Annotated in this window: 6 protein-coding genes; all 6 read right to left on the reverse strand. The window is 41.8% G+C overall.

The features are described from left to right. Positions 1-226: 226 nt before the first annotated feature. The 6 genes from H5300_RS24755 to H5300_RS24780 all read right to left on the reverse strand — a co-directional run bounded on the left by H5300_RS24755 (position 227) and on the right by H5300_RS24780 (position 6,200). Entirely contained in the window at positions 227-1,108 is an 882-nt protein-coding gene (locus H5300_RS24755) for a hypothetical protein (RefSeq protein WP_182797163.1), read from the reverse strand. After that, positions 1,098-3,596, reverse strand: a complete 2,499-nt coding sequence (locus H5300_RS24760; protein ID WP_259397936.1) for a fimbria/pilus outer membrane usher protein — start codon at positions 3,594-3,596, stop codon at positions 1,098-1,100. The genes H5300_RS24755 and H5300_RS24760 overlap by 11 nt, the downstream gene beginning before the upstream one ends. Continuing rightward, on the reverse strand, positions 3,580-4,266 hold the full coding sequence (locus H5300_RS24765) for a fimbria/pilus periplasmic chaperone (RefSeq protein WP_017095441.1): 687 nt from the start codon (positions 4,264-4,266) through the stop codon (positions 3,580-3,582). The genes H5300_RS24760 and H5300_RS24765 overlap by 17 nt, the downstream gene beginning before the upstream one ends. A 2-nt stretch (positions 4,267-4,268) precedes the next feature. Then, entirely contained in the window at positions 4,269-4,994 is a 726-nt protein-coding gene (locus H5300_RS24770; RefSeq protein ID WP_029222589.1) for a molecular chaperone, read from the reverse strand. Positions 4,995-5,100: 106 nt separating this feature from the next. After that, positions 5,101-5,598 carry a hypothetical protein gene (locus tag H5300_RS24775; RefSeq protein WP_182797164.1) on the reverse strand — a complete coding sequence of 166 codons (498 nt, stop codon included), beginning with the start codon at positions 5,596-5,598 and terminating at the stop codon, positions 5,101-5,103. Positions 5,599-5,675: 77 nt separating this feature from the next. Next, entirely contained in the window at positions 5,676-6,200 is a 525-nt protein-coding gene (locus H5300_RS24780; RefSeq protein WP_181360074.1) for a hypothetical protein, read from the reverse strand. Positions 6,201-6,604 lie beyond the last annotated feature (404 nt).

A 6,604-nucleotide genomic window follows, 5' to 3' on the forward strand; every position in this document is an offset into this window, starting at 1 on the left:
ATTTTGAGCCAAAGGTTGAAGATAACTTCCGAACTGAAAGCGACTAACAACGGGTCTTTGACCCGTATCCGGACTTTCAGTCCGTAATACTAACCCACCTACTTTAGTAGGTGGTTGTTAAGTTTCATACATAATTTACTCCGAAACTGAAAAATCACGTTTGATTGTATGATGATGGGTTTTATATAATTGATTCGAATACCTAACTTTTTATATAATTACATAATCATGGTTGTTGTGAAAGTTGGGGTTCGATAGAAATTTGTAATGTATCGTCATATTGTCCTCCTGGTTTGTTCTCTGTCTCACCGATGACAAAACTCAAAGGAATCGGCTGACCAATCGTAGCGGAAAGACGTTGAATTCTTGCGTCAAGTTGTTCAAGGTTTACTCTGTCGTTTTCGAGGGAAAGTTTGTATGGAATGTCCCATTTTGCCTCATTAGATTCATGACGTAGCATTCCTTGATGGGATGATTCCAATACGATGGTATAAGCTGTGTTGCTTTGAACCCATAGGTTAGGTGCGGAACGAATAACCTTGTTGGAATATAAAGTCCCTAGATCAAGGTCATAATGTTGTTGGGTCAATCCATAAAAATGAATTTTTGCAGCAGGCGGAACGTTAATAGATACCGGGAGTGAACTAGGGCTAATTTCTATTTGTTTACTATCTGAGGAATAAGAAGGCGAGACTTCCAATAACCCTCGATAGGTTCCTGACGCTAACCATTGTTTACTTGGGAAACGCATTTGTATCGTTGCCGAAGGTTGGTTTTCGGTTAATGATAAGTGCCATTGATTAGCCACTGACATACCAATCTGCCCACTCCATTCAAAGCCGAGTTTTGCTTGGTTTACCCCTTTTAACGATCGACTGGTATCGTTAAGTTGTAAAATTAAGTCTAATTTGCAGGGTTCGCCAATTATGATCGCATCTATACGATAAGTGTTTATTGTTGCGAACGTTCCTGCGCTGAAAACATCATATTGTGATTTCGATGAGACGGGTTGAATAGCCAAGGCACTGGCTTCACACGCCAATGCCGAAGGTACATGGCTTATGGCGATGAGGAACAAGGCTCCCCAAAGAACTTGTTTATTCCACATAAACATCTCCTAGTCTTATCAAGTTGTCACTGCGTTCACTGAGGGTAATGATGACTGATTCTTGTTCTTTAGTGTCGAGTACCAATTGATATTTCCCCGGCTTTAATCCAGAGATTGCGAATATGCCGTTACGATTGGTAAAGAAGTCAATCGGCAACTGTTTTGCATCACCAAGGTAATGTGCTACACCAGCGACAAGTGAAATAGGGTTGTTACTTTGACGATCGAATAGCTTTCCAATAACAGTTAATACAGCATCAGATCCGATCTGTAGCTGGAATCCCCGTTTATAACCAGGCTTAATCCAAAAAGCACCATCACCTAAGTCATACCCTGGTGGCAAGTTATCGACCTCGTAACCGACTACTTGGCCATTATAAGCAACAAGGTCAGGAACCATGGCACTTGCACCTCCTTTAAGGTAAACGCGTGCGTACTCACCATCTTTTGTTGGGTCGACAGCCACGTCATTTTTTGCGAGGCTTTCGTGCTTGCTAACAATAGCAAAGGCTTCGCGCACCGGCCTGCCGAGCGTCACAGATGAACCTGCAAAAGCGAGGGCACTACTTATAGTCACATCAGTACTGTGATTTCGTGTTTCACCACTAATGTCTTCAAGCCGCGAAGCGTGGGTCGCGTTTAATTCATAACGGTTAGCCGTGTAGTTAATACCAGCATCCATATCGGCATCCGTTTCTTCGTTAGTAATGACACTCGCAAACGCCGACATCCCCCCTGTGTTACCAATATTATTCTGATAGCTGTAATCTAAGGCGGCTTCATTAAGCTCTGTGGTGTAACGACCGACTACACGAGTTTGTCGACTAAGAGGCCAGCTTATGGTGACAGTAGTGCTGATATCATCGGCTTCGGTTGCGTTATGCCGATAGTTAACGCGTGCACTCCAGGTGGCGGGAGTATCAAACAGTCCGTCTGATAAACTCGGGCTAATCAGCCAATAATCGTTTTCTTTGTCTACTCCCGAGCGATAATTGAGGGTCATGGCGGCACGTAAAGACTGACCAAGGTAAATGGAGCTGAATGCAGACACATAATGAGTGGTTAAGTTGATATCGATATCGATATCGGAAGCATCAAACCCTGAGACCCCAGTAAAATTGTTGTCCAGATATTCATAGCTCACACTCAGTTGTGGGGACAGCGTGTTCGTATTGGAAAACTCCGCATCGAACGCAAATTTGTAAGCGTCGCCAGTTCCAAATGTAGGGTGTTCGCTACGAGAGGCAGTGAGTTCAGTGACGCCCCATGTAGAAGCGAATAACGCGGTGGCACCATATTGGTAAAGATCTTCACGGGTTTGAAGGTTCGTGCCCAACGTTAACCAAGGGCTAATACCCACATCGATATAACCATGGAGAATACGCTCGTCGGTTAGGTACTCTAGTTGTCCATTTTGTAATTCAGAAGGCGCTCCATACATGATGCTATATTCAAACTCACCGCTATTGAGCAAATCGTTACCGGTTGCAATAGAAAACTCGATGCGTTCTTCATTACCTGAGCGGTCGGTGATGACGAGTACAATATCATTGCTACCTTGCGCCAGGGGTATATCACTAAGGTTATAGCTACCAGCACCTAGGGTTAATCTTTGGACGGCAATCCCATCTATATAGACATCGACATTTGAGGCCCTTTGAAGTGTGAATGATTGATTGGCTCGTGGTCGCGCATTTCTGGTTGGAATTAGCGTGAAATCTCGAGTTAAGCCAATACCAAGTATGTCGGTGCTGTCCTGAAAAGATTGACCACTGTTGTACATATCGCCGAGTACAAGTCGTGTGCCTTGTTCTGCAAAGTCAATATTAAGACGAGATCCTTCTCTTACGTATCGCGAATCTTGTGATGAGCTGTTTTCTAAATAGGATTCGTACTCAAAGTTTAGAAAACCAATGTTAAGTGCGGAATCGAATTGACCGCGGTAGAGGTCCTGCCTTGACGAATTCTGATCGACATATTGGCTCTCATTGGCCGAAAGGGCAAAGTTAACGTATCCGCTAAACAAACTTGGCTCAGCATAGTTATAAAAATCATCTGCGCCGTTCATAGACAGTTGCTGGGTTAAGCTAAATTCAGGCGGTACCGTCACGATGCATTCTAATGAAGAGAAATCGAAACTTAGACCTAATCCTACGCTCTCAAAATGGTGCTGAGACAGCATCTCATCGTCTGTCGTGTCATTGAGTTTCCCAATACCTTCTTGAGTTACGACGGACGAAAGGAGAGAAAGCGTACTTTCCTTCGGTAACAAGATTTCATTGTTTGCGGTAATGATAATGTCCGCTTCGCCAAGTATGGTGTCACTTATCCTTAACAAAGAGGTAAGTTGAATATCTCGTCCAGTGGGGTTCAAGACCATTTCTTGACCCCAAGCAGCAGGGCTTAAAGCAGCACAATAAAAAAGTACTAATACCAAGACATACAAAACTTGCCATATGTTGTGATAGGTTTCAGTCTTCATGCCCATGGTAAGTGCCCACTGGTAAATAATTTAAAGAAGAAGGCAAAGTAATAATGGAGCGTGGTGGAATAAACTGTTCACCTAAAGCCTCATGTACTTTTTGGCTCTGAGATTCGAGCCCCGCAAAATGAAGTAACGATGTATAGGTAAATCGCGACCCAGAATTAGTGAGTGTTAGTTTACCTTGTTCATCTATGTGTAATTTCACGTCAGGCTCTAAAGAGGATGAGTGAATGTGTAACAACGCATTGTAGTGAACTTGTAAATTGATACCGGTTGTTAAGCCGATGGGTTTGTCTATTCTCGCGTTGTTCTGGCCAATATTCACGGTACTGAAGCGAACGAAGTAACTCTGGGAGGTTTCGAGTGATCGGTTTCCCAACCACTGTATGCGGAATACTTGGCGTGCACCGGGTGCCAACATTGCGGCTGGTGGAAACACAAACATCTCTTCACTCGATAGATCTGATGTTTGGAACGTGCCATCAGATAAGAAGTTCAAACGACGAACGTTAGCTTCTAGTGGGAGAGCTTGTGTTGAATTGTTAGTGACAACCAGTTGCGATGTTGCCCGGTGATCTGTATTGAGCTCGATGACGGTTGGAAACAATGTTATGCCAAACGTTTGTGCACACAGAAGCCAATAAATGAGCCCACCCAAGATATAGCGTCTCATTGCTATTGATCCTGCTCTATTTCAATCGATAGGGTGTTAACGTCATAATTTTTAAGAGGCTGCATTTCGAAAAAGCGAGTGGAGTAGGGAAGGACCAAAGTACCCGGAATACGTTTAGCGATTTCTACGCCTTTTAAATAGGTTGAATTTTTACCATCAGATATCTTCCATGTTGTATTGGTTAATCGACCATAACTATTACCACTGTTAAGTACTTCAAGAACCCATTTGTTCTTTTTGTCATTTTGCTCGATGCTTTTAATTTCTAGCTGGGAAGCTGTGTTCTGAGGTCGCACGTTGATTAGCGTATTAAACTGAAGTAAAAGACTTACTTGCCCTTGATTACTGCTCGCTCTTTGAACTTTTACTTGCTTAACAGCAATGCGATACGCTTTAGATTCTGTGATGGAAGGATCGCCCAAATACCGCACCATAATGGATTGCGATCGTCCAGGTTCTATTATTGCGGTCACCGGTATCACTAATAGCTCGTCATCTGCAGGTGTCGTGGTCTCTTTTCCATATTCGTTCATGGTCATAAATACTGGAGACAATTCAACCGTGAGTGGTTCGGTTGAAGAATTTTCAACCCTCATGGTCATTTGAGCTCTTTTGCCAAGCGGTGTCATTTCCATAGACATCGGTTCGACTTTGAACGCATGAGCGGACAGACAAGTGAATGACAATAGGAAAAGAACGATCCATTTATGCATGATCCATTTATACATAGCGAAGAGCTCCAAATTAAACTTATGTCGTTGATATTGATATTGATATTGATATTGAGATGAGATTAAGTCGGAGGCCAAATAATAGCCCCCGACTTATTAACCTCTAATTTGAGGTGATATTTACGGTTAATGTATCTGAGTAGCCACCTGCCCACGGGGAGGTTTCTGTAGTCACAATATCAATAGATGCGGCAACACCTGTCGCTAACGCTCCAGAACCGCCATAAGAATTACTGACTGAAACGTCATTTAGACCTGGGCCCCCTGGTGCATTAAGCGTGAAAGGAGCTAAACCTGAAGGATTAAATGTTGCATCGTAGGTAAGAGCGTAGTCTTCGCTATCGTCTGACTCTAGACCACCTTCAGCACTTGTCAGTGTCACAGTTGCACCATCGACGTCATTACACTTCATGTTAAGACCACTAACAGAAAGGTTTTGAATTTGAGATACGTTACCGAAGTCCATCAGTTGCGTTGAAAGACCAGTAACTTCACATACAGGTGAAACAAAACCAACTAACTGGACATCACCAGGAGCGGCTTGGACTTGAGCACCAAAAATAGCAGTGATTGTTGCTGCGTAGAGTGTTAGCTTTTTCATTAGAAATTCCTTTATCTTAAATGATTGGCTCGAATACTGCTGAGCGTTTGTTGTTCTGCAGATACATTGCAGAGTTTTCACTTTGTCACGCTATGAATCGAAGGGTAAACTTCGATCTCTATAACGTCTTGATAATAACCTGCGAAACGCAAGCTATTTTCGAGTGCTACCCTAAGGCTCCCATGTTGAGCGAAAGGAATAACACCAGAACTGTTTATCATTACCGGTGAAGTAAGTTGGCTGCTGTGCCTACTTTCATAAAGACGAATTTCGTCTATTTGCAATGACAAATTGTAACTCTCAATAATATCAACCCCTTGGTGTTGATATTTTAAGCCTCCATATTTTGAGTTGATCGTTATACCCAACGGACGGTTACAATACATATTAAAAGGCAGCGATTGCACATCACGGTGTTCCGTAAAATTCATAATGTTGCCAGAGAAAAAGTTTATTTCGCATCGATCTTTGATCTGACCACTAATTCCTAACGTTAAGTTGTTAGCGCTAGCATAGAATGAAAGTGACATACTAAAAATTAACACGGAGACGATGAAGTTATGAAGAATCCGAAATACTCTAACCATAATTCCACCTCTCACTGATTGAATGTAACTTGTTGCTTAACTTTCAAAACTATAAGTGCTTTAAAAAATGGTGAAGTAGTAAAAAAAGTTTATTATTTAGGAGAAGTATGAGTTTTAGTATGATTTTAAGCAGAGAGGTAGAAGTGAAATTATTAGAGAATAATTTAATATTCAATTAGATAGGTTGGTTTTACTCAATGCTAGTATTAACGGAGGTTTTTTATTTAATTGATTAAAATAGGACTATGGTCTACACGGACGTTTTAGGTTTTTTGATGGGTTACTGTCATCATGAATGTGACAGCATTATTAACGAAAACACTAATTTGATTATTTAATTTACAAGTTGATTGTATCGATTCTGAATTTTAATAATGGAGAGCGACTATCTACTATTTCTTTATTGAAATTAGTTATTT

The sequence above is a fragment of the Vibrio sp. SG41-7 genome (genome assembly GCF_014164465.1).
Taxonomy (GTDB): Bacteria; Pseudomonadota; Gammaproteobacteria; order Enterobacterales; family Vibrionaceae; genus Vibrio; species Vibrio splendidus.